Here is a 24,994-nt window from a genome sequence, read left to right on the forward strand (position 1 = left end):
CCCCCAGACAAGGAATCCACCTTCATGCACGACCGCACCGCGCTCACCGAGATGCGCATCGAACGCTTCGTCCGCGAGCGTCTCGCCCCCGCCGTCTACCGCGCCCGCCAGCCCCTCGACATCCAGGCATGGGAGGCCCCCGGCGAGCCCGTGACCTTCGCCGAGGCTCGGGATGCCGAGTACCGCCCCTTCGCCGTCGGAACGCCGTGGGGTCGGGCGTGGGGCACCACCTGGTTCGCCGTGTCGGGAGAGATCCCCGCCGCCTGGCGTGACGGCTCGGGCGCCTTGCCCGCCGGGACGGTGGCCGAGTTCGTCGTCGACCTCGGGTTCACCGCCGGGCAGAGCGGCTTCCAGTGCGAGGCGTTGATCTGGAACCGCGACGGGGCGCCCATCAAGGGCGTTTCGCCCTTCAACAACGCCACCGCGGCGGCGATCGGCGCCGACGGCCGGATCGACGTGCTCGTCGAGGCCGCCTCCAACCCCGACGTGGGCAGCCTCTTCACGTTCGAGCCGACGCACCTCGGCGACCCCGCGACGGCGGGAGACGCTCCTCTCTATACGCTGCGCGAGATGTCGATCGGCCTGCGCGACCTCGCGGTGTGGGAGCTGCTGCAGGACTTCCGGCTCCTGCACGGCCTCATCGCCGAGCTCGACGCCACCTCCGCGCGCCGGGCGACCCTCCTCGAGGGAATGGATGCCGCGATCGACGCGGTCGATCCCGATGACGTCGCGGCGACGGCGCAGGCCGGTCGCGACGCGCTCGCTCCTCTGCTCGCCGCCCCCGCGGCATCCAGCGCTCATGTCCTGCACGCGGTCGGTCATGCGCACATCGACTCGGCGTGGCTCTGGCCGGTGCGGGAGACCGCCCGCAAGGTGTCGCGCACCTTCAGCAACGTGCTCTCGCTCATGGACGAAGATCCCGAGTTCGTCTTCGCCAGCTCGTCCGCGCAGCAGTTCGCGTGGATGAAGGAGCACTACCCGGCCCTCTGGGAGCGGCTCAAGGCGCGCGTCGCCGAGGGGCGCTTCGTGCCGGTGGGCGGCATGTGGGTCGAGTCCGACACCAACATGGTGGGCGGCGAGGCCATGGCCCGGCAGTTCGTCGAGGGCAAGTCGTTCTTCCTCGAGGAGTTCGGCATCGACACCGAGGAGGTGTGGCTGCCCGACTCGTTCGGCTACAGCGCAGCGCTGCCTCAGATCATGAAGGCCGCGGGCGCCCGCTGGTTCCTCACGCAGAAGATCTCGTGGAACGAGACCAACCGCATCCCGCACCACACCTTCCGCTGGGAGGGGATCGACGGTTCGCGCATCTTCACGCACTTCCCGCCGGTCGACAAGTACAACTCCGAGGTCACCGCGGCCGACCTCGCGCACGCCGAGCGCAACTTCGCCGACAAGGGCCGCGCGCGCACCTCGCTCCTTCCCTACGGCTTTGGCGACGGCGGCGGCGGACCCACCCGCGAGATGACCGCGACGATCGCTCGCACGCACTCGCTCGAGGGTGCGCCGGTGGTGAAGCACTCCACCCCGCGTGCCTTCTTCGAAACGGCCGAGGCCGAGTACGCCGATCCGGCCGTGTGGGCGGGGGAGCTGTACCTGGAGTTCCACCGCGGCACGTACACCAGCCAGCTGCGCACCAAGCAGGGCAACCGCCGCAGCGAGCACCTGCTGCGCGAGGCCGAGCTGTGGGCTTCGACCGCGACCGTGCGCACCGGTGCCGCCTACCCGGCCGAGGCGTTGCGTCGCCTGTGGCGCCTGGTGCTGCTGCAGCAGTTCCACGACATCCTGCCCGGCACCTCGATCGCGTGGGTGCACCGCGATGCCGAGCGCAACTACGCGGCGATCGCGACGGAGCTCGAGCAGATCATCGCCGACAGCCTCCGCGCTCTCGTCGGCACCGGGGAGCACGCGGTCGTGGCGAACGCCGCGCCTCACCGTCGCGCCGGGACCCCGGCGCTCGCGATCGCCCCCGCGGTCCCGGCCGGCGACGTCGCCCCCCGGCCCGCGGGCGAGGGCTTCGTGCTCGACAACGGCCTCGTGCGCGTGGTCGTCGACGGCCGCGGTCTGATCACCTCGATGATCGAGGTCGCCTCGGGTCGCGAGGCCGTTCCCGCCGGAGAGTCGGCGGGTCTGTTCGAGGTGTTCCGCGACACCCCCACCCAGTGGGACGCGTGGGACATCGACGAGACCTACCGTCGTCATGTCACCCCCCTCGACTCCGCCGAGGCCGTCCGCCTCGACGGCGACGCGGTCCTGGTCGAGCGACGCACGGGCGATTCCACGATCGTCACCCGCATCGCCCTGGCCAACGGGTCGCGCACGGTGCGTCTCTCGCTCGAGGTCGATTGGCACGAGCAGCAGAAGCTCCTCAAGCTCGGTGTGCCCGTGGACGTGCACACCGATCGCGCGGCCAGCGAGATCCAGTTCGGTCACGTCGTTCGACCGACCCACACGAACACCTCCTGGGACGCCGCGCGCTTCGAGACCGCCGCCCACCGCTGGGTCCGGGTGGCCGAGCCGGGGTTCGGCGTGGCCGTCACCAACGACTCCACCTACGGCCACGACATCACGCGCCACGAGCGCGGGGCGGGTGGAACGTTCTCGCTGGTGCGGCTGTCGATCATCCGCTCGGCGAAGTTCCCCGATCCCGGTCAGGACCAGGGAGCGCACCACCTCGAGGTCGGCATCGTCGTGGGCGCCGACGTGGTCGACGCCGTGGCGGAGGGCTACCGCACCAACCTGCCCGAGCGGACGGTGGCGGATGCCGCCGAGTCGACGGTCGCACCCCTGGTCACGCTCGATCGTCCCGGGGTGGTCGTCGAGGCGGTCAAGCTCGCGCAGGACGGCTCGGGAGACGTCGTCGTGCGCCTGTACGAGGCGTTGGGCGAGCGCACGCGCGCGCGCGTGGAGGCCGGGTTCGAGGTCGCGGGTGTCACCGAGACCGATCTGCTCGAGCGCGAGGTCGACGCCGCCGCGGTGACGAGCGTGGCGGGCGGGGTTGTCGCGCTCGACCTGCGCCCGTTCCAGCTGGTCACCCTGCGTCTCGCCCGCTGACCGCGCAGGATCCGCGGGGCGGGAGCGGCGAAGCCCTCCCGCCCCGCGGTGCCGTCGGGTGGGAGGGCGCGCTCAGTCGGCGTCGAGGCCGATCTCGGCAAGCAGCAGCGACGCCACCCGCCACGGCTCGATGCCCGCGGTTTGCCGGGCACCCGGTGGTGGTGCGGCCGCGCTGACGGGGCGCGCGGCCCGGGCCGCGGAACGCTGGTCTCTTCGGCACACGTGACCTCGCAAGCCGCGTCCGGGGTCACACCGACGCCACCGCCATGAGAGCGACGGATGCCGCCATCGCACCGATCTGGGCACGGTCGAGCCGAGCCCGCATTCGACGCATCATCTCGAGAGACAGCACCGCGTAGACCGCCGCCGTGCCGAGCAGCACGGGCGCCAGGGCGAGCCCATGGGCGTGGCCGGCGGGGGCGGCGTGCCCGCCCATGCCGAGCTGCAGCCCGCCCATCACGACCATTCCGAGCGTCGTATGGACGGTCATGAGCACGGGGACGTGCGGCGTCCGGCGTTGACGCGGCCGGCGCCACACGGTGAGTGCGATCGCGCCGGCGAGCAGGAGCCCCGTCCACCAGACCGGAGCGACCACCCCGAACACCGCGGCATCCAGCATCGCCAGGAGCATGAGGGCGGATGCCAGGACCTCGGGCGGCCGCACCCGCGCGCGATCGGCTGCCAGACAGCAGGCACCGACCGCGGCGGGGGCGACCGCCGCCACGTGGAGGATCTCGCTCATCGCCTCAGCAGTGGCATTCGGCGGCCGGGGCGTCGCCCGCGTCGTGGCCGTGCTCGTGCTCGGATGCGTGCGCGGCGGGCGAGCAGTGCGTCGAGGCCGGTGCGGGCACGTTCAGCACGGGGTTCCGCTCGAAGAAGTTGTACGGCTTGAGCGTGAACTTGGCGTAGTCCATCGGCATGACGGGCCAGTCCTCGTTGCGGGGGAAGTGCGTGAGCCCGAAGGTGTGCCACAGCACCACGTCTTCGCCCACGAGCGGCTCGTCGCCGGCGATGAATGCCGGGATGCCGGCACCGCCGGGGTGCTGGTTGACGAAGTCGCCCGCGGCGTAGCGCTCGTCGGGGTCGTACTTCGTGACGTACAGGCTCTTCGTGGCGAACGCCGCACGGGCGGCGATCGACGACGTGTCGTCGGCGAGCAGCATCGGCGTCTCGGTCGGGAAGAGCACGTACGAGGTCGCCTGACCGCGTTCGGTGGTCTTCTCGGTCGAGGCGATCTGCCAGACACGGTTCACCGAGCCGTCGGCGAGACGGCCCGAGACCTTCTCGCTCGTGAGGGGAGTGACACTCTTGGTGAAGGCGTTACCGGCCGGGTTCTCGGCCGAGATCGGCACGCGCACGGCGTCGATCTCGTTCACGACGTTCGCGACGCCGTCGACCGTCATGTCCAGGCGCGCCGAGAAGAGGTGCTGGTGGTACGGGGCTCCCAGACCCGGTGCCACCTCCGAGGCGTACGGGTAGCCCTCGCCCGGGTAGGCCGAGGTGAACAGGATGCCGGTGAGCTTGGCCTCGCACTCGATGGTGCCGTCGAGGTAGAGGTACCAGTAGAAGCCGTAGTCGTAGTTGCCGACGGTGGTGAAGAACGAGATCACGAGACGTCGGGAACGGCGCACCTCGCTGGCGCCGGTGAAGATGTCGGTGTGCTTCCAGAGGGTGCCGAAGTCCTCCTCGTGCATGCACACGGCGTTGCGGACGGTCCGCGGCATCCCGTTCTCGTCCGAGAGCACGGCGTCGACGTAGGTGATGTCGCCGACGCAGTCGCAGCCGAGTGCGAGCTCGTTGGTGTAGCGGCCGAAGAGGTACTCACCGGTGTCGAAGTAGTTCTGCCAGAAGCGGTTCGGGGCGGGGTCGGCGTAGGGCACGATCATCTCGCTGATCGAGCCGCGGTACATCACGGGTCGTCCCGCGAACGACAGCTGGCGCAAGATCAAGCCCTCGCGGGTGTCGAAGCCGATGCGCAGGTCCCACTCACCCCACGAGACGTGCTCGCCGTCGACGGTGAAGCTCGACCCTTCGGGCTGGGTGATGACGATGGGCTTCAGCCCCTCGAGCGGCGGGCCCTGCAGCTCGGGGTCGTCGTAGTTGCCGTGCGTCTCGGGCACGGTGAACCCGGGGGTGTCGATGATCTCGGTGACCCGGCGGTCGGCGACGTCGATGTAGGCGGTGAGGCCGTCGACGGGGTGCGCCCACGGGTGGTCGCCGGGGTGGTCCTGACGGAACGCGAAGGCGCGCAGCACGCGCCGACCCACCTCGTTCTCGTAGCCGTAGTGGCCGGCCGAGAGGGGCACGAGCACGACGTCGGCGGTCGTGAGCCCGCGCGCGGCGAGGGCCGCGACCCACTCGGCGCTCTCGCCCGCGATGACCCCGACCTCCTCGAACTCAGCGTCGAGGATCGGGAGCTGTCCGTCCGAGCCGTCCAGCTCGGTCTGACGGAGCACCTGACCGGTGGACAACGACACGACGAGGTCGAGCGAGTGCGCCGTGCGCAGGTTGAGCAGCTGGACGCGTGCCCGGCGCTCGGGGAAGGGGCCCTCGCCCCGCTCCCATGCCAGCACCTCGCCCTTCGGGGCTTCTTCGAGGCCGACGTAGGCGAAACGGGTGGCTTCGTCGAGCACGTCGAGGCTGGAGGCGATCGCGTGCACGGCGGTGATCTCCTCGGGCGACAGGGAGGCCAGCGGGTGGGCGGGTGTCGCGGGCGCGGTGAAGGCGGTGGACGTCGGGTCGGTGAGGGTCATGATGTCTCTTTCGGGTGGAGCGGTAGGGAAAAGAGGCGGGAGGGATGCCGCGACACCGGGCCGCGGCATCCGCTCATCCCGCGATGGCGTCGGTGAGCTTGGCGTACGCGGCGGGGCGGCGGCGTCGGATCCAGGCGGCTTGGGCGTACCCGAAGGCGGGGACGACCACCACGAGCGCGAGCAGGGACCAAGTGACGGCGCCGAAGGTGGGGGCGCCCTGGGCGTCGACGTCCCCGACCATCACGGGGAAGTAGGCCACGATCACCGCGGCCGAGATCGCAAGCCCCACGAAGCCGAGCGCCGGCGCGATCATCGTGTTCCACGGACGACGGTCCTGGCGGTTGCGCGAGAAGTACACGATCACCGCGACCGAGGTCACGGCCATCAGGACGACGATGGCCACGGTCGCGACGCCGGAGAGCCAGGTGAACACCTGCAGGAGGGGGTCGAGTCCGAGCAGGGCGAACGCGGCGAGCAGGACACCCGCCGTGACGGTCTGCACGATCGACGACACGTGCGGCGAGAGGTGTCGTGCGTGCACGCCGGACACCGCCTCCGGGAGGACCCCGGCGCTCGACATCGCGTGCTGGTAGCGCGTCAGGACGTTGTGGAACGACAGGACGCACGCGAACATCGAGGTCAGCAGCAGGACGTTGACGATGACCTCGCCGACCGTGCCGAGGTACAACGCGACGGTGCGGAGCATCAGCGTCGCGGGGTTCTCCGCGGCGGCGGCGAGCACGCCGTTCGGTCCCCAGGCCATCACCAGTCCCCAGGTCGACACGGTGTAGAAGACCCCGATGCCGATGACGGCGCCGTAGGTCGCCCGCGGGATCGTGCGGTCGGGGTCGCGTGCCTCGTCGCGGAAGATGGCGGTGGCCTCGAAGCCGATGAAGGCGGCGATCGCGAACATCAGCCCCACTCCGGGCGAGCCGCTGGCGATGTTGGCGGGCTCGAAGGGCGCGAGGCTCAGTCCCTCCGGGCCTCCGGTGGCGACCACCGCGCCGACCAGGACGAGGACGATCGCCACCTCCGCGATGAGAAGGACGCCCAGCACCTTGCTGGACAGGTCGATGTGCCGGTAGCCGAGGATCCCGACGAGTGCGACGGTGGCCAGCGCGTACAGCCACCACGGAAGGTCGGGCCCGCCCACCGACACGACGGTGATCTCGAGGAGGTACCCGACGTAGCCGTAAACCGCGACCTGGATGGTCGTGTAGGTCAGGATCGCGGTCCACGCCGCGGCGAGCCCGGAGGGGCGTCCCAGGCCGTATCCGATGTAGGTGAAGAAGGCGCCGGGGCGGGGGACGTGTCGGGTCATGGCCGCGAGGCCCACCGCGAACAAAAGCAGGATGACGGCGCTGACGGCGTACAGAGCCGGGTAGCCGACACCGTTGCCGATCAGGATGCCGAGCGGGCCGGCGCCGCCCACGACGGTGAGCGGCGATGCGGCGGCGACCACCATGAAGATGATCGCCGTGACACCGAGGGAGCCCTGCAACGTCCGCTTCGCCGACGCCGCCACTCCCTTCGATTCGAGTTGGGTCATTTCCAGTCCTCCGGAGTTCGGGTGAGGGTGCGCGGTTCGTGAGTCGAGGTTCCCGTGGCGTCGTTGCCGGACCGTGTAGTCGTCGTGAAGGTGTGCCCACACCGAGTGAGACGCCCGCCGGGGGTGTGTCTCAGTCGAGGTCACGAGCACGAAACACGCGGGTCGCCCGGGTGCAACGCCCGCCGCGTACGGTCGGCAGCACCCGACGGAGACCACGTGAACGCACTCGCTCGCGCCATCGCGCGCCCCGACCCTGTCGCCGGCTTCGGCGACCGGTCGCCCCTGCACGGGCTCGACAGACGCCGGATCGGCATCGTCGACCTCGCCGCTCAGTCGATCGCGGCGGTCGCCCCGGCCGCGGCGGCGACGACGGTCGTCCTGCTGGTGGCGGGTGTCGCTCCCGGGGCGACGGTCACCGCGATCGTGGCCGCGGCGATCCTGAGCCTGGGGGTCGCCCGGACGATCTCGCAGTTCGCCCGTCGCTTCGCCGCCACGGGCGCCCTGTACACCTACACCGCTCGCGGTCTCGGCACACGGGCCGGCCTCGCCGCGGGGGCGGCGATCCTCACGGGGTATGGCGCGGTGGCGATGTTCGCCATGCTCGGCGGCGCGTACTACGCCACCTACCTGGTGTCGGGGCTCTGGCCGTCGATCGACCGAACCATCGTCACCGCACTGTTCCTCGTGGGTCAGGGCCTTCTCGTCGCGTTCGTGCTCGTCCGCGGCATCCGGATCTCCGCCCGTGCCGCTCTCGTCGTCGAGACCCTGTCGGTCGCCCTGATCGTCGTGCTCCTTATCGCGCTTCTGGTGCGCATCGGTCCGATCGACCTCGCCGCCGTCGCGGGGGTGGGGACGGCACACCTCGATCCGACGGCTTTTGCGGCGGGGGCGGTGATCGCCCTGACGGCGTTCGTCGGGTTCGAGTCCGCAGCGACGCTCGGCGTCGAATCGGTGTCTCCGTTGCGCAACGTCCCGCGCGCGATCACCGGCACCGTCGTTCTGTCCGGCCTTCTCTACGTCCTCGCGGCGCTGACCCAGGTGGCCGGGTTCGACGCCCTCGGAGCCGATCTGGCGACCAGCGTCTCGCCGGTCAACGAGCTCACCGAGGCGTACGGTCTGGGCGGATGGGGGGTGGTCGCCGATCTCGGCATCGCGGCGTCGTTCCTCGCCTGCGCGATCGGCACGACCACCGCGCTCGTCCGGGTGCTGTTCGCGCTGAGCCGAGACGGGGTGCTCCCTGACGCCGTCGGACGCGCGCATCGGCGCTTCGGTACCCCGGCGGCGGCCGTCGGGTGCGCGCTGCCGGTCATCACGGCTGTACCGGTGCTCGTGGTCGCCGCGGGGATCGACACCCGCGACGCGATGCACGTCACGATCGGGGTGGGGGCCGCGGGGTACATCGTGGCCTACATCCTCGTCTGCGTCGCCGCCCCCGTGTTCCTCCGCCGCATCGGTGAATCCACGGTCGGCGTCACGGTGGTCGCAGGGGTCTCGGCGCTCGCCCTCGCCGCGGCCCTCGTGTCGTTCTTCATCGACGACGCGGCCGAGGGCGGGCCGGTCGTCGCGATCGTCGCGCTGCTGACCGCCGTGTCCGCCGCCGTCATCTCCGTCCTCCGTCGCCGGCACGGCCCGGGGGCGCTCGGTGTCTACGACGAGCCGGTCGCGGCGCAGGTGCTCGGGGGAGTGGTGTCGCCGCGGCATCCCGGCGATGCGTGAGCAACCGGCGCTCGCCGCACGCCAGCCCGGTGCCGTGCACTCCGCGCTCGCCGTCCTCGAGGCCGTCGCCCAGCTCGGCGCCGGGGTGAGCGCCCAGCGGATCTCCACCGAGCTCGGTCTCCCGCGCGCCACGACCTACCGTCTCGTGAACCTCCTCGTCGAAGACGAGTACCTCGTTCGCACGCCGGATCTCGCGGGGTTCGCGCTGGGCGCGAAGGTCGCGCAGCTGGCGGCCGTCGTCGCTCCGCCGGCGCGTCTGTCGTCGGCCGCGCGGGCGGTGCTCGCCGAGGCGCGCCTGACCGTACGCGGGGGAGTGCACGTCGCGCTGTTCGTCGACGGGCGGGTCGCGGTGGTCGATGCCGATCCCGACTTCCCCCTGTCGGACGAGGCGCGTCTTGCGCGCGAACCCGCCCGGTACGCGCTCGGCCGGCTCATGCTGGTGTCGCAGGGCGACGAGGGCACGCCCGAACTCGACCGCGCGCGCGACGACCTCGCACGATGGGGGGCGACACGCCAGAGCGGAGAACTCGTGGCCGCGTCGGGGTGTCTCGCTGTGCCGATCGTCGATGCGAGCGGCCTGGCGGCGGGCGCCGTGGCGTTCTCGGGGCCGCGACACCGTGTCGACGACCCCGTCGACGTGCTGTCGGCCCTGCGGCCGGCGGCCGACGCCCTCGCCCCGCTGATGGTGTGACGCGCATCGGGTAGGCTGTACTCGGCTCTCCGCGTGGCGGTATCCCGGCCAACTCCCCCAGGACGGAAACGTAGCAAGGGTAACCAGGCTCTACCGGGTGCGCGGAGGGTCTTTTCTTTGCCCGGAAGCCTCGGCTGCGCGACGGGATGCCGGCTGAGCTGCGCGCTTGTCGGACTGCGTTCCCGTCACCGGGATGCGAAGGGCCCGTCGAGCACCGCCCACTGCAGCAGCATGATGGTCTTGGCATCCTGGATCGATCCGTCCCGGATCATCGAGAGGGCGACATCGATGTCGTACTCGAGGATCTCGATCTCTTCGTCCTCCTCGGCGAGGCCGCCGCGGTCGCCCTCGCGCTCGGCCCCGTCGTATGCCGCGGCGAAGAAGTGCAGCCGCTCGGTGACCGAGCCCGGACTCATGAACGCGTCGAAGACGTGCTCCACCTCGGCTACCCGCACGCCGGTCTCCTCCTCGGCCTCGCGGCGGATCGCGGTGACGGGGTCGTCGTCGTCGAGCAGGCCCGCCGCGGTCTCGATGAGCATGCCGTCGGGGTGGTCGTTGACGTAGATCGGGTAGCGGAACTGTCGCGTGAGCAGGACGGTCCGCCGGTCGAGGTCGTAGAGCAGGATCGTCGCGCCGTTGCCGCGGTCGTAGGTCTCGCGGGTGAGGGTGGTCCACTCGCCATCGTCGCCTCGGTACCGGAACGTGGTCGCGCGCAGCACGTGCCATCCGGCGGCGAGGAGCTCGACGCCGGTGACCTGCACACGGGGGTTCCTGTCGAGGTCGAGTCCGGTCCGGTCGAGGCCGGTGCGGCCGCGGTGGTCGGGAACGGTGGAGCCGGGTGGGGGGAGGGCCATGAGTCGGAACGATAGTGCAGAAACGTGCAAGAATGCGAACGTGATGCTCGCCGCCGCCCGCAAAGACGCCCTCCTCGACCGCCTCCGCCGCGATGGCCGACTCGTCGTGAAGGACGTGGCCGTCGAACTCGGTCTGTCCGAAGACAGCATCCGCCGGGACCTGCGAGAACTGGATGCCGCGGGCCTGGCCGTCCGCGTCTACGGCGGCGCCCTCCCGGCATCGCCGGCCGTCGCCGATTACTCCGCGCGTGCCGAGGTCGCCCGGTCGAGCAAAGCACGTGTCGCGGCGGCGGCGGTGGCCGTGATCGAGCCGGGCGCCACCGTGCTGCTCGACGGCGGCACCACGACCCTCGCGATGCTCGACGTGCTACCGCGCTCGTTCTCGGGAACCGTCATCACGCACTCGCCGACGATCGCCGCGGGGCTGCTGCACCACGACGCGGAGGTCATCGTCCTGGGCGGGCGCATCTTCAAGCACTCCGCCGTGGCCTGCGGGGCAGCCGCGATGGAGGCGGCCCAGAACATCAGCGCCGACCTCTTCTTCCTGGGGGTGACGGGCGTGCATCCCGAGGCCGGGGTGTCGACGGGAGATGCCGAGGAGGCGGCGATGAAGAGAGCGCTCGCCGCCCGCGCGGCCGAGACGTTCGTTCTCGCGAGCGAGGAGAAGCTGGGCGCAGCCTCGCGCTTCGGCATCCTGCCGCTGGACGGGGTGACCGGGATCATCGCCGACCTCGATCCCGGGGCCGCGCTCGCGGGAGAGCTGCGCGCGGCGGGAGCGCGCCTGCTTCCGGCGTCGCCGTGATCACTCGACGCCGAAGCAACCCCGCAGCGGTGTCGGAGGCGCGCAATAGGCTGGACGCGTGACGCAGAGCATCTACATCACGTCGGCCGAAGGTCATTCGGGCAAGTCCTCCGTGGCCCTGGGCGTCCTCGACGCGCTCAGTCGTGTGACGCCGCGCGCGGGGGTGTTCCGGCCCATTGCGCGATCCACCGCCGAGCGCGACTACGTGCTCGAGATGCTGCTCGACCACGACAGCGTCGACCTCGACTACGACGACTGCGTCGGCGTCACCTACGACGACGTCCGCGACGACGCCGATGCGGCTCTGGCGCGGATCGTCGAGCGCTACAAGGCGGTCGAGGCGCGGTGCGATGCCGTCGTGATCATCGGCAGCGACTACACCGATGTCGGAAGCCCCGCCGAGCTGGCGTACAACGCCCGGATCGCGGCCAACCTCGGTGCCCCCGTGCTCCTTGTTCTGGGCGGTCGCGCGCAGCAGGGCCACAGCGAGACACTCGGCATGTCGGTCGCCCGTACCCCTCACGAGGTCGGCCAGATCGCCTCGCTCGCGGTGGCCGAACTCCAGCACGAGCGAGCGGCGCTGTTCGCCGTGATCGCGAACCGCGCCGATCCCGACCACCTCGACGAGATCATGGCATCCGTCCGCCAGGTCGTCGATGCGGTGCCGGTCGGTGCGCCGGCCGAGCAGCGCAGCGTCCCCGTGTGGGCCCTCCCCGAAGACCGGTTCCTGATCGCCCCCTCGGTGCGCGGCGTGCTGCGTTCGGTCGAGGGCGAGCTGATCAAGGGCGACCCGGCCCTGCTCACTCGCGAGGTCCTCGACGTCGTCGTGGCGGGCATGTCGATGGTCAACGTCCTCCCGCGTCTCAAGGAGTCGGCGGTCGTGGTCATACCGGCCGACCGGAGCGAGGTGCTCCTCGCCGCCCTCCTCGCCAACGCCTCGGGCACGTTCCCCTCGCTCGCGGGCATCGTGCTCAACGGTGGTTTCGAACTGCCCGACGCGATCGTGCGCCTCATCGACGGGCTGGGCTCGCCGCTGCCGATCATCGCCACCGACCTCGGAACCTACGACACGGCCGTGCGGATCATGAACACGCGTGGCCGTCTCGCCGCCGATTCGCAGCACCGCTACGACACCGCCCTGGCGATGTTCGAGCGCCACGTCGACACCGAGCTGCTCACGCGCGAGCTGGGCGTGGCCCGCCCGAGCGTGGTCACCCCGCTCATGTTCGAATACGGCCTGGTCGACCGTGCCCGCAGCGACCGTCGCCGCATCGTTCTGCCCGAGGGCACCGACGATCGCGTACTGCGGGCCGCTGCCACCGTTCTCTCGCGCGGCATCGCCGACCTCACGATCCTGGGAGAGCCGATCGAGGTGCGCGGGCGCGCGATCGAGCTCGGCATCGACATCCGCGACGCCGAGGTGCTGAGCCCCTTCGACGCCGTCCACGTCGACAAGTTCGCCACCGAGTACGCCCGGCTGCGCGCCCACAAGGGCGTCACCTACGCGCAGGCCGCCGACACCGTCACCGACGTGTCGTACTTCGGCACGCTCATGGTGCACCTGGGCCTCGCCGACGGCATGGTATCGGGCGCCGCGCACACCACGGCCCACACGATCCGTCCGGCCTTCGAGATCATCAAGACCGCCCCGGGTGTCTCGGTCGTCTCGAGCGTGTTCCTCATGGCCCTCGCCGACCGCGTGCTCGTGTACGGCGACTGCGCCGTCATCCCCGACCCCACCAGCGAGCAGCTCGCCGACATCGCCGTGTCGTCGGCCGCGACCGCCGAGCAGTTCGGCATCGCGCCGCGCGTGGCGATGCTGTCCTACTCGACCGGCGAGTCGGGCACCGGCGCCGACGTCGAGAAGGTGCGCACCGCCACCGCCCTCGTGCGCGAGCGGGCGCCCGAGCTGCTGGTCGAGGGCCCCATCCAATACGACGCCGCCGCCGACGCCGCCGTGGCCCGGGCCAAGATGCCCGACTCCGAGGTGGCCGGGCGCGCGACGGTGTTCGTCTTCCCCGATCTCAACACGGGAAACAACACCTACAAGGCCGTGCAGCGCTCGGCCGGAGCCGTCGCCATCGGGCCCGTCCTGCAGGGGCTGAACAAGCCCATCAACGACCTGTCGCGCGGCGCTCTCGTCGACGACATCGTCAACACCATCGCCATCACCGCGATCCAGGCCCAGGGGGTCACCCAGTGAGTGTCGTCCTCGTCGTCAACAGCGGGTCGTCGTCGTTCAAGTACCAGCTGCTCGACATGGCCCGTGAACAGGTCCTCGCCTCGGGACTCGTCGAGCGCATCGGCGAGGGCACCGGCGTCGCGAAGCACACGGTGAAGGCGGCGTCTTTCGGCGCAGCGGGCGAGCCCGTGCCGACGGTGACCGATGCCACCTCGACCATCGAGCGCGAGATCGCCGATCACACGGCGGGCTTCGCCGTCATGCTCGAGGCCTTCGCGCAGCACGGCCCGTCGCTCGACGAACGCCCGCCCGTCGCCGTCGGACACCGGGTCGTGCACGGCGGGGCGCGGTTCTTCGCACCCACCGTCGTGACCCCCCTCGTCGAGATCAACATCGACGAGCTCTCGGTGCTGGCGCCGTTGCACAACCCGGCCAACCTCGCCGGGATCGTCGCGGCCAAGAAGGCCTTCCCCCACGTTCCGCACGTGGCCGTCTTCGACACGGCGTTCCATCAGTCCCTCGCCCCCGAGGCGTACACCTACGCGATCGACCGCGAGGTCGCCGAAGCCCACCGCATCCGTCGCTACGGATTCCACGGAACGAGCCACAAGTTCGTCAGCGAAGCCGCCGCGGCCTTCGTCGGCCGCCCTCTCGGCGAGCTCAAGCAGATCGTCTTCCACCTCGGCAACGGCGCCTCGGTCGCCGCGATCGAGGGGGGCCGCTCGGTCGACACGTCGATGGGACTCACCCCGCTCGAGGGACTTGTCATGGGCACGCGTTCGGGCGACCTCGACCCCGCGGTGCTGCTGCAGCTCGCCCGTCGCGCCGACATGTCGATCGCCGACCTCGACACGCTCCTCAACAAGCGCTCCGGCCTGCTGGGTCTGGCGGGTGTGTCCGACATGCGCGACATCGGAGAGCGCAGAGAGGCCGGCGACCCGTCCGCCCAGCTCGCCTTCGACGTCTACATCCACCGCCTGCGCGCGTATGCGGGCGCGTATCTCGCGCAGCTCGACGGCGTCGACGTCATCTCGTTCACCGCGGGCGTGGGCGAGAACGCCGCCGCCGTGCGAGAGGGCGCCATGGCCACCCTCGGCTTCGCGGGCGTCGAGATCGATCCCGAGCGCAACGCCTCGCGAGAGCGCGGCATCCGGCGCATCTCCACCGACGCCTCGCGCGTCCAGGTGCTGGTCGTCCCCACCGACGAAGAGCTCGAGATCGCCCGTCAGACCCTTTCCGTCACCGGCTGAGTCGCTCGCGGCCCCTCACCTCTTCGAACGGCCCGCCGTGCAACCGGCTCGGTCCGCCCCCGACCGCTACCCTGAGATCGCCGCGCATCGGCGCCCGTGACCCGCACCCCGATCTGGAGCCCGCCGTGACCGACAGCCCCGACCTGCCCGACCTCACCGCTTTCGAGGGAGTGCTGTTCGACCTCGACGGCGTGCTCACTCCCACGGCGGAGGTCCACATGCGCGCCTGGAAGACGATGTTCGACGAGCTGTTCGCGGCGTGGAAGATCGAGCCGGCCTACACCGATCGCGACTACTTCGAGTACGTCGACGGCAAGAAGCGGTACGACGGCGTTGCGAGCCTGCTGCGCAGCCGCGACGTCGAGGTCCCGTGGGGCGACCCCTCCGACGACCCGTCCGAAGACACCGTGTGCGGAGTCGGCAACCGCAAGAACGAGGTGTTCTCGCGGATTCTCCGCAGCGAAGGCATCGCGCCCTACCCGGGTTCGGTCGCCCTCCTCGATGTGCTGCAGGCCGCGGGAACCCCCATCGCCGTGGTGTCGAGCTCGAAGAACGCCGTCGAGGTGCTCGACGCGGCCGGCATCCGCGAACGCTTTCCCGTCGTGATGGACGGCGTGATCGCCGAGCGCGACAACCTCTCGTCCAAGCCCGCCCCCGACGTCTTCGCCGAAGCCGCACGACTGTTGGGCGTCGACCCCGCCCGATCCGTCGCCGTCGAAGACGCTCTGAGCGGCGTGCACTCCGCCGTCGCCGCCGGTTACGGCGTCGTGGTGGGCGTCGACCGAGGCGTCGGGGCCGACGACCTCCGTGCCGCCGGGGCCACCGTGGTCGTCGACGACCTCGCGGCGTTCGTAGACTGAGCCGTCGCCACCCGCGACACGCGTCATCGCCCGCCCCCATCGGCGAGACCGAGCACCACCCGCGCGAACGGCCCGAGGCCGCCTCGCGCCTACCCGAACCTGCCACCGGAAGGCACGCCCCGATGATCGATCGCGATCGTTTTCCCGTCGACGAATGGCGCCTCGTCGAAACCGAGTTCTCCCTCGACGACGTGGGGGTCACCGAGACCCTCTTCGCCGTCGGCAACGGGTACCTCGGCTTGCGCGGCAATTCCATCGAGGGGCGCTTCGCCCTCGAACAGGGCACCTTCATCAACGGCTTCCACGAGACGTTCCCCATCCGGCACGCCGAGCAGGCCTACGGCTTCGCCGAGGTCGGGCAGACGATCATCAACGCTCCGGATGCCAAGGTCATGCGCGTCTACGTCGATGACGAGCCGCTCTCTCTCGACGTCGCCGACGTCCGCGAGTACGAGCGCGTGCTCGACATGCGCCAGGGGATCCTCCGCCGCAACCTGCTGTGGGTGACGCCCTCGGGCAAGCGCGTGCGGATCGAGGACGAGCGTTTCGTCTCGTTCGACGAGAAGCACCTCGCCGTCCTCCGTCTGACCGTGACGGTGCTCGACGCCGACGCTCCCGTCACCGTGAGCAATCAGCTGCTCAATCGTCAGGACGGCGAGGGGATCTACGGCGGCTCGCCCATGGCATCCAAGCAGTCCGGTTTCGACCCGCGAAAGACCGAGAAGCTCAGCGACCGCGTGCTGCAGCCGCGCGAGTACTGGCAGGACGGCAACCGTTCGGCACTCAGCTACGAGGTGAGCGAGTCGAACATGACGCTCGCCGTCATCGCCGACCACCTCGTCGAGACGGAGAACGAGTACACCTCGCGTCAGCTCGTCGAGCCCGACATCGCCAAGAACATCTACCGCGTGCACGCGAAGGCCGGCGTGCCCACCACGATCACCAAGCTGGTGAGCTATCACACCTCGCGGGGCGTCCCCACGGGTGAGCTGCTCGATCGCTGCCGACGCACGATCGACCGTGCGGTCGAAACGGGGGTCGACGGGCTCGTCGAGAAGCAGATCGCCTGGTACGCCGACTTCTGGGACCGCTCCGACGTGCGCATCGGCGGTCACGGCGACCTGCAGCAGGCCACGCGCTGGTGCCTGTTCCAGCTTGCGCAGGCCGCGGCCCGCGCCGACGGACAGGGCGTCCCGGCGAAGGGCGTCACCGGTTCCGGGTACAGCGGTCACTACTTCTGGGACACCGAGGTCTACGTCCTGCCGTTCCTGGCGTACACCTCGCCGCTCTGGGCCCGGAACGCCCTGCGCATGCGGTACCTGATGCTCCCTGCAGCCCGCAAGCGCGCGCACCAGCTCAACGAAGCGGGTGCCCTGTTCCCGTGGCGCACCATCAACGGCGAAGAGGCGTCCGCTTACTACGCTGCCGGCACCGCGCAGTACCACATCAACGCCGACGTCGCCTTCGCCCTGGCGAAGTACGTCCGCGCGACGGGGGACGAGGAGTTCCTCGCCCGCGAGGGTGTGGACATCGCGGTCGACACCGCCCGCCTCTGGTCGACGCTGGGCTTCTGGCGCTCGAGCGACGCCGCCGAAGACGGGGAGCGCGACTCGTTCCACATCCACGGTGTGACCGGACCGGACGAGTACACCACCGTCGTCAACGACAACCTCTTCACGAACGTCATGGCGCGCTTCAACCTGCGCTTCGCCGCCCGCACGGTGCGCGACCTCGCCGAGAACAACCCCGAGGCCTATGCGCAGATGGCCGACCGCATGAACCTCGACCCCTCCGAGCCGGAGCGCTGGGACAAGGCGGCCGAGGCCATGCATATCCCGTTCAGCGAGGCCCTCGGCATCCATCCCCAGGACGCCGTCTTCCTCGAACGCGAGATCTGGGACCTCGAGAACACCCCGCCCGACCAGCGCCCCCTGCTGCTGCACTTCCACCCGCTGGTCATCTACCGCTACCAGGTGCTCAAGCAGGCCGATGTGGTGCTCGCGCTGTTCCTGCAGGGCAATCACTTCACGGATGCCGAGAAGCTCGCCGACTTCGAGTACTACGACCCGCTGACCACGGGCGATTCGACACTGTCGGCGGTCGTGCAGTCGATCTTGGCGGCCGAGGTGGGCTACCAGGACCTCGCCTTGGAGTACTTCCGGCAGGCCGCCTTCGTCGACCTCGGAGACCTGCACCACAACGCCTCGGACGGCGTGCACGTGGCATCGGCCGGCGGGGTGTGGACGGCCCTGGTGAGCGGCTTCGGCGGCATGCGCGACCACTTCGGCCTGCTCACCTTCGACCCTCGCCTTCCGGCCGACTGGCCCGAGCTGTCGTACGTGCTGCACTGGCATGGCACGCGCCTGGACATCACGCTCACCGAGACCGCGCTGACGCTGCGCGCCGGGGGAGAGGGCGACCCCGTCACTTTCGCGGTGCGCGGGGTGACGTACACCGTGGCTCCGGGTGAGACCGTGCGCGTCGCGCTCCACGGGCAGGGCCCGGTGCGGCCGGGTCGGCCGTCGATCCGCCAGCTCGAGGGTTCGGTGCGCGAGGACGGCACGCTCCTGTCGGCCTCGGTGCCGATCGTCACGACGGCGATTCCGATCGTCGGCGACGACGACGGGCCGATCGCGGTCGGGCTCGACGGCGGTTTCTGAATCACCGACGCGGTGGCATCTCCCGGGATGCCGCCGCGTTCGGCGTTTCGGGCGCCGCCGCGCGATGACGGCCCGGGGCTCGGCATCCGGTGTTCTGGCGGGGCCGATCGACCGCGGCGGATGCGATGTCGGAGGTACGCCGTAGGCTGGTGTGGTGACGACAGCCCTGTACCGCCGATACCGCCCCGAGGCGTTCGGCGAGATGATCGGGCAGTCTCAGGTGACCGAGCCGCTCATGACCGCACTGCGCAGCGACCGCGTGGGTCACGCGTATCTGTTCTCGGGTCCGCGCGGCTGCGGAAAGACCACGTCAGCCCGTATTCTCGCGCGTTGCCTGAACTGCGCCGCCGGCCCCACCGACACCCCGTGCGGCACGTGCGACAGCTGTGTCGAACTCGGTCGCGGAGGCGGCGGATCGCTCGACGTGGTCGAGATCGACGCGGCGAGCCACAACGGCGTCGACGACGCCCGTGACCTCCGCGAGCGCGCGATCTTCGCACCCGCGCGCGATCGCTTCAAGATCTTCATCCTCGACGAGGCGCACATGGTGACGCAGCAGGGCTTCAACGCGCTGCTCAAGCTCGTCGAGGAGCCGCCCGCGCACGTGAAGTTCATCTTCGCCACCACCGAGCCCGAGAAGGTGCTCGGCACGATCCGTTCGCGCACGCACCACTATCCCTTCCGGCTCGTTCCGCCCGCGGCCATGCTCGAGTACGTCCAAGAGCTGTGTGAGACCGAGGGCGTCGGCGTCGAGGCCGGCGTGCTGCCGCTCGTCGTCCGCGCCGGTGGCGGATCGCCGCGCGACACGCTCTCCCTGCTCGACCAGCTCATCGCCGGCTCCGACGCGGACGCGGGCGGTCACGTCCTCGTGCGGTACGAGCGCGCGGTCGCGCTCCTCGGTTACACGCACTCCGAGCTCCTCGACGAAGTCGTCGACGCCTTCGCCGCCAACGACGGTGGGGGAGCCTTCGCCGCCGTCGACCGGGTCGTGCAGACCGGTCAAGACCCGCGTCGTTTCGTCGACGACCTGCTCGAGCGCTTGCGCGACCTGATCGTGGTGGCAGCCACAGGTGCGGGCGCCTCGGCGATCCTGCGCGGCATCCCCGACGATGAATTCGATCGCATGTCCCGTCAGGCGACGGCGTTCGGCGCGCCGCGTCTCTCGCGCACGGCCGACCTGGTGGTCGCCGCCCTCGACGAGATGACCGGGGCCACGTCCCCGCGCCTGCAGCTCGAGCTGTTGGTCGCGCGCGTGCTCACCCACGCCGGCGTCGCCCAGGGCAGGTCGCCCGCCATGGCGCACGATCTCGAGGCGACGCGCGGCGGCTCGCATGCCTCCGCTCCGGCCCCCGCGACGGGAAGACCGGCGTCTCCCGCGGCCGACATCGCTTCTCCCGGCACATCGCCGGCGTCCCCCGCGGTGGCGAGCCCGGGAGGCTCGCGAGTTGCCGCGCCCGGGATCGCCTCTCCGGGCAGCACTTCTCCGGCGGTTGCCTCCCCCTCCGTCGCGCCCCCGACTGCGTCTCCCGCGGTCGCGTCTCCCGGTGTCGCCGCGCCAGCCGCTGCGTCTGCCGGGAAGATCGCGTCGCCCGGTATCGCCGCACCGGGTGCCGCTTCGCCCGCTCCGGTGGCACCCGCCGCGGCCTCACCGGGAAAGCCGCAGGCCGTTCCGGTGCGCCCCGCCGATGCAGAACCGCCCTCTTTCGGACCGAGCGACGACGATGCACCGCCGCCGTTCACCGACGACGACGCTCCTCCGCCTTTCGACGACGACGAGCACTCGCCGTCTGAGACGGCAGCGCCACCCGCGCGCGGCGCAACGGGGGCGCTCTCCCCGTCGGGCCCGAACCCGTCCGACCAAGAAGACGCTCGGGCGTCGGCAGGATCGCCGTCACGCCCCGCCGCGCCTGCTGCGGCGTCTGCGGGTTCCGGTCGTGTCGAGGCGTCGGACGACGCCCACCCGTTCGACACGGCTCCGACTCCGCAGACCGCGTCGTCCGAACTCGACCCCGAGCCCGAATCGGCGCCCACCGAGGCCCCCGCGGCAGCAGCCCCGCGCCACGATGCCGCTGCCTCCTCGGCATCGGAGTCGGCTGCACAGCGACCCGCCGCGGCGTCGACCTCGGGCGCGCCGTCCGACGACACGGAAGACGCCTCGCCGCTCGAACCGACCGCGCCCACGCCGCCCGCCACTCCCGTCGGCCCGATCGAGCTCGGACACGTCCGCGACGCGTGGCCCGAGGTGCTCGGCCAGCTCGAGGTCGCGAGCCGGTCGTCGTGGCTCATCGTGTCGACCGCCGCCGTCGCCGCCTTCGAGGGCGACGTGCTCACGCTGGCATTTCGCACGGGGAGCGATCTCACCGCCTTCAAGACGCGTACCCCGGAGGGCGGCCCGAGCGAAGATCTCCGGCAGGCCATCCAGGCGGTCCTCGGCGTCCGGGTCAAGTACCTCGCGCGCCTCGAGGGAGACGGTCACGGGGGATCCGGTCCCGCCGGCTCCTCGCGAGGCCCCTCGGCTCCCACGAGTGGCCCGGCGTCGGGCGCTCCCACGACCACGACTCGCGCTCCGCAGGGTTCGGCGCCGTACTCATCGTCGGTGACCGAGTGGGCCGTCGCGCCGATCCCGGCATCCGACGGCTCCGCCCCGGCGACGATGCGGGTCCCTGCGGCGCCGTCCACAGCCCTCGCCGTCGACGACGAGCCCGACGAGGCCACCGCGGTCGCCCCCTCCGAGCTGCACGAGGGCGTTGTCCTGCCGCCGCGCGAGGTCACCCCCTCGGTGGCCGCACCGGACGAGGTCGACGACGACGACGTCATCCCACCGGTCGACGAGGTCGAGGCCCCGCTGCCGCCGGTCGTCGTTCCGCGCATGGCCCCGCTCAGCGGGGGCGTCCAGCGCTACGGCGAAGCCGTGGTGCGCCAGATGCTCGGGGCGAACTACGTGCGCGATGAGCCCTACGAGCCCCCGACGAGGTTCACCTGATGTACGACGGCATCGTCCAAGACCTGATCGACGAGTTCGGCCGCCTTCCGGGCATCGGCCCGAAGTCGGCTCAGCGCATCGCATTCCACATCCTGCAGTCGCCGTCGTTCGATGTATCGCGCCTGTCGACGCTGCTCGGAGAGATCCGCGACAAGGTGAAGTTCTGCGAGATATGCGGCAACGTCTCCGAGCAGGACCGCTGCTCGATCTGTCGCGACCCGCGTCGCAATGCGACCTTGATCTGCGTGGTCGAAGACGCCAAAGACGTCGCGGCGATCGAACGCACCCGCGAGTTCCGCGGCCTCTACCACGTGCTGGGCGGCGCCATCAGCCCCATCGCGGGGATCGGTCCCGACGATCTGCGTGTCACCCAACTCATGCAGCGCCTCGCCGACGGCACCGTTCAAGAGGTCATCCTGGCGACGAACCCCAACCTCGAGGGAGAGGCCACGGCGACGTACCTCAGCCGGCTGCTGCACACCCTCGAGATCCGCGTGACGCGTTTGGCATCCGGTCTCCCCGTCGGCGGCGACCTGGAGTACGCCGACGAAGTGACCTTGGGCCGCGCCTTCGAGGGTCGTCGGACGCTCTGACGACCGTCCGCGCGGGGTCAGGGCATCCCGGCACCCCCGCTACCGCCGCACACGCGCTCGCACCCGGGGAATAACCGACGGGGTCGTCCGCGCGGGCCGGCGCCGGTTACCGCCGCACGCGCGCTCGCACCCGGGTGACGCTCGACAGGGTCGCCCGCACGGGCTGGCCCAGGTAGATGCCGAGAGACGCACCGACGGCGAGGGCGATGCCGATGGTCGCCGCCCCGGCGAGCGTGGTGACCCCGGTCATGAGCACGGCAGGATCCTGGCCCGACTCCACGATCCCGAGAAGACCGCGGAAGACCGCGGCACCGGGCACGAGGGGGAGGATCGCCGCGGTCGTGATCGCCACCGAGGGCACGTGCAACCGGTAGGCGACCACGATGCCCGCGAAGCTTCCGACGAAGGCTCCCACGCCGCTCGCGGCGGCGACCTCGAAGCCGAGGCCGGAGGCCGCGACGTAGCCCGCCCAGGCCACCAGGCTGAGGGCGGCGCTCACCACGACGATGCGCGCGCCGGCACCGTTGAACACCGCGACAGCGATGGCGATGACCGCGGCTCCCACGAACTGGACGCCGACGGGTCCGAGCGGCAGCGCGTTCGACGGCGGCGACATCCCCATCCCGAGAACGCGCACCGTTTCGAGCCCCGCGAGAATCCCCAGCACCACGCCGAGAGTCTGCGTGGTGAGTTCGAGGATGCGTCCCGTCGCGGTCAGAGCGAAGCCGTCGATGGCATCCTGTGCCGCGCCCACGACGGTGAGACCGGCGAGCATCAGGACGATTCCGGATGCCACGATCACCGACGGTCTGATGGCCGCGGCCGCGTCGAGACCGGTGTAGCGCAGCAGCGGCGACAGCGCCGCGAAGACGGTGAGGACGAAACCGCCGGCGATCTGCGCGAAGAAGTACGGCACACGCGCGCGCGCCAGCACGTACTGCGTGGTGGCGGCGAGGGCCGCGGCGATGAAGGACAGCACGAGGGCGAGCCAGTTCGCCCCGAACATGATCGCCACTCCCGCGGCGAGCGACGCCTGCGAGGCGATGACGATCGCGGGGCGATAGCGGAAGGGCAGGCGACGGATGGCCCGACACCGCGCGATCGCATCGTCGAGCCCCAGGCCGCCGGTGACCTCCTGCACCAGGGCCTGCAGGCGCTGCAGCTTCGCGTGGTCGGGGACCGAGCCGCGCACCACGCGAAGGAGGGTGGTCGGGTGGCTCGCGCCCGGGCGGCTGTGCGCGATCGTGATCGAGTTGTAGGTCACGTCGACGTGCACCGGGTCGAGTCCGTACGCCCCGCACACCCGAACGATCGTGAGGGTCACCTCGTTGGCCGGGGCACCGACGACGAGCATGGTCTCGCCGATGCGGATGGCGAGATCGAGAATGCGCGTCGACAGGGCCTCATCGATGATCGGAAGCAACGTCGTGTCGGGGGAGGAGACCTCGTCGACATGGACGAGCCGGCGCAGAGACGACAGCAGTCGGCGCGGGGTGGGGGACAACCGCGGGCCTCCAGAGAAGGGGGAGAGAGGGAGGGTTCGATCCTATCGACGGGCTCTGCGATTTCTCCCGGCGTCGACCCATGACGGAGGCGGTATGCGCCCGCCTCTAGGATGATCCTCGGGCGCGACACGAGCGCCCCGTCGTGGCATCCCGACGCGCGACCTCTCCGGGAGTTCTCCTCATGGCTCTGATCGTCCAGAAGTACGGCGGTTCGTCCGTCGCCGACGCCGAGAGCATCAAGCGGGTCGCCAAGCGCATCGTCGACACCCGCCGCGCGGGTCATGAGGTCGTCGTCGCCGTCAGCGCGATGGGCGACACCACCGACGAGCTGCTCGATCTGGCGAACCAGGTCGCGCCCATCCCCGCGCCGCGCGAGCTCGACATGCTGCTCTCCAGCGGGGAGCGCATCTCGATGGCGTTGCTGGCGATGGCGATCCACTCGATGGGCTTCGAGGCGCGCTCCTTCACCGGCAGCCAGGCCGGAATGATCACGGATGCCACGCACGGCGCAGCCCGCATCGTCGATGTCACGCCCGTCCGCCTTCGCGAGGCGCTCGACGAGGGAGCGATCGTGATCGTCGCGGGCTTCCAGGGCTTCAACCGCGACACCCGCGATATCACGACCCTCGGTCGCGGCGGATCCGACACCACGGCCGTGGCGCTCGCCGCGGCGCTGAAGGCCGATGTCTGCGAGATCTACAGCGACGTGGACGGCATCTTCACCGCGGATCCCCGCGTTGTGCCCCTCGCGCGCAAGCTCGACCGGGTCGGCAGCGAGGAGATGCTCGAGCTCGCTGCCAATGGCGCGAAGGTCCTCTACATCCGCGCGGTCGAGTACGCGCGCCGTCACGGCGTCCTCATCCACGCCCGTTCCACGTTCAGCTCGGGCGAGGGCACCTGGGTGCTCGACGCTTCGAAGACCTCCGCACTCGTCCCCGAAAGAGAAGTCATGGAAGAGCCCATCGTCGCCGGCGTCGCCACCGACCTCAGCCAGGCCAAGATCACCGTCATCGGTGTGCCCGACGTGCCCGGCAAGGCCGCCGACATCTTCAAGATCGTCGCCAAGTCCGGCGCGAACGTCGACATGATCGTGCAGAACGTCTCGGCCGCTGCCACGAGCCGCACCGATATCTCGTTCACGCTGCCCAAGACCGACGCCACCGCGGCCCTCAAGGCGCTCGCCGCGGAGCAGGCCGAGGTCGGGTTCGAAAGCCTCGTGCACGACGACCAGATCGGCAAGCTCTCCGTCGTCGGCGCGGGCATGCGCACGCACTCGGGCGTTTCGGCGACTCTCTTCGAGGCGCTCAGCCTGGCCGGCGTCAACATCGAGATGATCTCGACCTCCGAGATCCGCATCTCGGTCGTGGTGCGTGGTGTCGACCTCGCCGAGGCCGCCCGTCTCGTGCACACGGCCTATGGGCTCGACGGTGACGCCGAGGCGACCGTCCACGCCGGCACCGGTCGCTGATCACCGTCTCGCCTCGACGCGCGGGACGTCGCCGGGCGCGGAGGTCGACGCGTTCCAGAACGACGCAGGCGCGTCTC

At 70.8% G+C, this 24,994-nt stretch carries 16 protein-coding genes and 1 other RNA gene; 12 read left to right on the plus strand and 5 right to left on the minus strand.

Features of this window, described 5'->3' with window-relative positions; genetic code table 11:
- Nucleotides 1–24 precede the first annotated feature (24 nt).
- A complete protein-coding gene (locus tag QE454_RS08750) occupies nucleotides 25–3,051 on the plus strand; it encodes a glycoside hydrolase family 38 C-terminal domain-containing protein (RefSeq protein WP_307456081.1) in 3,027 nt (1,008 codons plus the stop codon).
- Nucleotides 3,052–3,298: 247 nt separating this feature from the next.
- On the opposite strand, the gene QE454_RS08755 is transcribed toward QE454_RS08750, so the two are convergent.
- The 3 genes from QE454_RS08755 to QE454_RS08765 all read right to left on the minus strand — a co-directional run bounded on the left by QE454_RS08755 (nucleotide 3,299) and on the right by QE454_RS08765 (nucleotide 7,353).
- The gene (locus tag QE454_RS08755) at nucleotides 3,299–3,793 is read right to left on the minus strand and encodes a hypothetical protein (protein WP_210073552.1); all 495 of its coding nucleotides are present in this window, start codon (nucleotides 3,791–3,793) and stop codon (nucleotides 3,299–3,301) included.
- A gap of 4 nt (nucleotides 3,794–3,797) precedes the next feature.
- A complete protein-coding gene (locus tag QE454_RS08760) occupies nucleotides 3,798–5,804 on the minus strand; it encodes a primary-amine oxidase (RefSeq protein WP_307456079.1) in 2,007 nt (668 codons plus the stop codon).
- Nucleotides 5,805–5,877: 73 nt separating this feature from the next.
- Nucleotides 5,878–7,353: an APC family permease gene (locus QE454_RS08765; RefSeq protein WP_307456077.1), complete on the minus strand. Its 1,476-nt coding sequence runs from the start codon at nucleotides 7,351–7,353 to the stop codon at nucleotides 5,878–5,880.
- Between the two features lie 216 nt (nucleotides 7,354–7,569).
- On the opposite strand from QE454_RS08765, the gene QE454_RS08770 reads away from it, so the two are divergent.
- The 3 genes from QE454_RS08770 (at nucleotide 7,570) to ffs (ending at nucleotide 9,877) form a co-directional block, all read left to right on the plus strand.
- A complete protein-coding gene (locus QE454_RS08770) occupies nucleotides 7,570–9,069 on the plus strand; it encodes an APC family permease (protein ID WP_307456076.1) in 1,500 nt (499 codons plus the stop codon).
- Nucleotides 9,062–9,760 (plus strand): helix-turn-helix domain-containing protein, encoded by a 699-nt coding sequence (locus QE454_RS08775; RefSeq protein ID WP_307456074.1) that lies wholly within the window; start codon nucleotides 9,062–9,064, stop codon nucleotides 9,758–9,760. Before QE454_RS08770 ends, QE454_RS08775 begins: the two co-directional genes overlap by 8 nt.
- 20 nt (nucleotides 9,761–9,780) lie before the next feature.
- Nucleotides 9,781–9,877: signal recognition particle sRNA small type (ffs, locus tag QE454_RS08780), an RNA gene on the plus strand.
- A 68-nt stretch (nucleotides 9,878–9,945) separates the two neighbouring features.
- Here the strand turns inward: ffs and QE454_RS08785 are convergent.
- A complete protein-coding gene (locus QE454_RS08785) occupies nucleotides 9,946–10,614 on the minus strand; it encodes an NUDIX domain-containing protein (protein ID WP_307456073.1) in 669 nt (222 codons plus the stop codon).
- A 43-nt stretch (nucleotides 10,615–10,657) separates the two neighbouring features.
- Between QE454_RS08785 and QE454_RS08790 the strand changes: the two genes are divergently transcribed.
- The 7 genes from QE454_RS08790 to recR all read left to right on the plus strand — a co-directional run bounded on the left by QE454_RS08790 (nucleotide 10,658) and on the right by recR (nucleotide 21,944).
- Entirely contained in the window at nucleotides 10,658–11,416 is a 759-nt protein-coding gene (locus QE454_RS08790) for a DeoR/GlpR family DNA-binding transcription regulator (protein ID WP_307461116.1), read from the plus strand.
- Nucleotides 11,417–11,474: 58 nt separating this feature from the next.
- A complete protein-coding gene (pta, locus tag QE454_RS08795) occupies nucleotides 11,475–13,619 on the plus strand; it encodes a phosphate acetyltransferase (protein ID WP_307456071.1) in 2,145 nt (714 codons plus the stop codon).
- Nucleotides 13,616–14,848 carry an acetate/propionate family kinase gene (locus tag QE454_RS08800; protein WP_267787739.1) on the plus strand — a complete coding sequence of 411 codons (1,233 nt, stop codon included), beginning with the start codon at nucleotides 13,616–13,618 and terminating at the stop codon, nucleotides 14,846–14,848. Before pta ends, QE454_RS08800 begins: the two co-directional genes overlap by 4 nt.
- Nucleotides 14,849–14,973: 125 nt before the next feature.
- Nucleotides 14,974–15,708, plus strand: coding sequence for an HAD family phosphatase (locus tag QE454_RS08805; RefSeq protein WP_307456069.1), 735 nt, complete (start codon nucleotides 14,974–14,976; stop codon nucleotides 15,706–15,708).
- Nucleotides 15,709–15,830: 122 nt separating this feature from the next.
- Nucleotides 15,831–18,368, plus strand: coding sequence for a glycoside hydrolase family 65 protein (locus QE454_RS08810; RefSeq protein ID WP_307456067.1), 2,538 nt, complete (start codon nucleotides 15,831–15,833; stop codon nucleotides 18,366–18,368).
- 154 nt (nucleotides 18,369–18,522) lie between these two features.
- Entirely contained in the window at nucleotides 18,523–21,351 is a 2,829-nt protein-coding gene (locus tag QE454_RS08815) for a DNA polymerase III subunit gamma and tau (protein WP_309668592.1), read from the plus strand.
- Nucleotides 21,351–21,944 carry a recombination mediator RecR gene (gene recR / locus QE454_RS08820; RefSeq protein WP_056229546.1) on the plus strand — a complete coding sequence of 198 codons (594 nt, stop codon included), beginning with the start codon at nucleotides 21,351–21,353 and terminating at the stop codon, nucleotides 21,942–21,944. Before QE454_RS08815 ends, recR begins: the two co-directional genes overlap by 1 nt.
- 106 nt (nucleotides 21,945–22,050) lie before the next feature.
- Here the strand turns inward: recR and QE454_RS08825 are convergent, their stop codons facing one another.
- Nucleotides 22,051–23,448 carry a threonine/serine exporter ThrE family protein gene (locus QE454_RS08825; RefSeq protein ID WP_307456065.1) on the minus strand — a complete coding sequence of 466 codons (1,398 nt, stop codon included), beginning with the start codon at nucleotides 23,446–23,448 and terminating at the stop codon, nucleotides 22,051–22,053.
- A gap of 182 nt (nucleotides 23,449–23,630) precedes the next feature.
- Here QE454_RS08825 and QE454_RS08830 point away from each other — a divergent pair, with 182 nt between their 5' ends.
- Nucleotides 23,631–24,917 (plus strand): aspartate kinase, encoded by a 1,287-nt coding sequence (locus QE454_RS08830; protein ID WP_210073576.1) that lies wholly within the window; start codon nucleotides 23,631–23,633, stop codon nucleotides 24,915–24,917.
- The last annotated feature ends 77 nt before the right edge of the window (nucleotides 24,918–24,994 follow it).

This window comes from Microbacterium sp. SORGH_AS_0454 (assembly GCF_031453395.1).
Taxonomy (GTDB): Bacteria; Actinomycetota; Actinomycetes; order Actinomycetales; family Microbacteriaceae; genus Microbacterium.

Bases quoted from the DNA above. Each gene is read 5' to 3' on its own strand.
- QE454_RS08760 (WP_307456079.1), bottom strand. From the start codon at position 5,804: ATGACCCTCACCGACCCGACGTCCACCGCCTTCACCGCGCCCGCGACA.
- QE454_RS08785 (WP_307456073.1), bottom strand. From the start codon at position 10,614: ATGGCCCTCCCCCCACCCGGCTCCACCGTTCCCGACCACCGCGGCCGC.
- QE454_RS08810 (WP_307456067.1), top strand. From the start codon at position 15,831: ATGATCGATCGCGATCGTTTTCCCGTCGACGAATGGCGCCTCGTCGAA.
- QE454_RS08830 (WP_210073576.1), top strand. From the start codon at position 23,631: ATGGCTCTGATCGTCCAGAAGTACGGCGGTTCGTCCGTCGCCGACGCC.
- recR (WP_056229546.1), top strand. From the start codon at position 21,351: ATGTACGACGGCATCGTCCAAGACCTGATCGACGAGTTCGGCCGCCTT.
- QE454_RS08790 (WP_307461116.1), top strand. From the start codon at position 10,658: ATGCTCGCCGCCGCCCGCAAAGACGCCCTCCTCGACCGCCTCCGCCGC.
- QE454_RS08765 (WP_307456077.1), bottom strand. From the start codon at position 7,353: ATGACCCAACTCGAATCGAAGGGAGTGGCGGCGTCGGCGAAGCGGACG.
- QE454_RS08755 (WP_210073552.1), bottom strand. From the start codon at position 3,793: ATGAGCGAGATCCTCCACGTGGCGGCGGTCGCCCCCGCCGCGGTCGGT.
- QE454_RS08775 (WP_307456074.1), top strand. From the start codon at position 9,062: ATGCGTGAGCAACCGGCGCTCGCCGCACGCCAGCCCGGTGCCGTGCAC.
- QE454_RS08750 (WP_307456081.1), top strand. From the start codon at position 25: ATGCACGACCGCACCGCGCTCACCGAGATGCGCATCGAACGCTTCGTC.